Source organism: Paraburkholderia terricola, assembly GCF_900142195.1.
Classification (GTDB): Bacteria; Pseudomonadota; Gammaproteobacteria; order Burkholderiales; family Burkholderiaceae; genus Paraburkholderia; species Paraburkholderia terricola.
In genome coordinates this window covers 1-1,595 of the sequence record NZ_FRAB01000100.1, presented here as the reverse complement: position 1 = coordinate 1,595, position 1,595 = coordinate 1, and the positions used below count along the sequence as shown (strand labels likewise).

The following is a 1,595-nucleotide window of genomic DNA, read 5'->3' as shown; positions in this document are numbered from 1 at the left end:
CGTCGCAAGCGTGCTGCACGATTTCACTATAGGCCGTTGGCCGCCTGGATCTGACAAGAGGCTTCATGCTGCCCTACCTTTGTAAGTGCTGTTTCGACAGTGCCTGACAGAAGCATTCCGTTGCGCAAGAATGTGAGTCAGGCGGCGGGAGGGGATGGTTTTCATGCTAGCTGCCGTCCATGGCTCCGGAGGCGTATCCCCCCTCTTCGCCATCCCTTTTTGACCACTGATTAGGCGCTGCGGATCATCGCTATGTAGGGCAGGGTTGGCATAAAAGGGTCGCCTGTAATTCGTAGAAGGAGAACCACCATGACCAACGTTGGTATTGACGTTGCCAAGGAGGTGCATTGGGTTTGCGCGGTAGATACGCAGGGTGTTCTGTTGCTCAATCACAAGCTCCTGAATACCCCGGCTGACCTGCAGGCTTTGGTCGATGAACTGCGAAGGCTGCCGGCGCCGGTACGCGTCGGCATCGACATCCTTGGCGGAATCGCCTCGTTGATTCAGGCAGTCATTCTGGAAGCCGGATTTGAGTTGCTGCACATTCCTGGTGTGGCCGTGAACCGTGCCCGCGAAGGAACTGCGGGTGGCGAAGCCAAGAGCGATCCCCGTGATGCGCGAGTTATTGCCGATCTCATCCGTACCCGGCGGGATTTGCGCAAGGTAACGGCGGATAGCGAAATCGATATCGAGCTTCGGTTGCTGGTCTCCCGGCGTCGTGACCTGACGGAAGAACAGACTCGCAGGTTGGCCCGCATGCATGACCTGCTTGCAAGCATCTTTCCAGAGCTCGAGCATTGTCTGGATTTGCGCAGAAAAACGGATCTCTCCCTGCTGCGCTGTTGGGTCACGCCGGAGGAGTTTCGTGCTGTTTCCAACGACCAGATTTTTGCTGAGCTGAAAGCGGGAAAAGTCCAGGCATTTGCACGCAAGCTCATGACACAGGTACGAGCCTGTGCCGGTAAGCAGACGATTGCATTGCCCGGCGAGCGATTGACAGCGAGCCTCATCAGGGAACTGGCTGATGAGGCGCTTCGCAATCGCCAGCGGGAAGCAGAACTGGACCGCGACATTGAAGCAAGGCTGACTACACACCCTGACGCCGCCCTCATTCGCAGCCTGCCCGGCATGGGGGCGCTGTTGACGGCAGAATTCATCGCCGTGGCAGGCCCAACGGTCCGCTTCAGATCGCCTGATGCATTGGCTTCGGCCGCTGGCCTGGCTCCCGTCCTGAAGCAATCGGGCAAATCCAGCTGGCTCAAACGACCTCAGAAGGGCGACAAGCGTCTCAAGCGGATCTTCTATCAGTCCGCATTCGCATCGATGCGCTGTCCCGAGAGCGCCGCGTTCTACGCACGCAAACGCAAAGAGGGCAAGCGACATCATCAGATCATCATTGCTCTGGCCAGACGACGCGTGAATGTGCTGTGGGCCATCCTCCACAACAGGACACCCTATGCCCCTAAACCGCTGCCGGTTGCTTGACAAAATCATTAGGCCGCCTCCTTCACGCGCATCGGCCGCGCCTGCCAGCCTTTCCTGCTCGACTTTTTCGCCTTTGCAAGCGCACGCGCGGTTTCCGTCCGCGCGTTTGC

The 1,595-nt window shown here is 58.4% G+C and carries 1 protein-coding gene; it reads left to right on the top strand.

Annotation, left to right across the window (positions count from 1 at the left end; translation table 11 throughout):
• Positions 1 to 309 precede the first annotated feature (309 nt).
• Positions 310 to 1,485, top strand: a complete 1,176-nt coding sequence (locus BUE39_RS33575; RefSeq protein WP_073432973.1) for an IS110 family RNA-guided transposase — start codon at positions 310 to 312, stop codon at positions 1,483 to 1,485.
• The last annotated feature ends 110 nt before the right edge of the window (positions 1,486 to 1,595 follow it).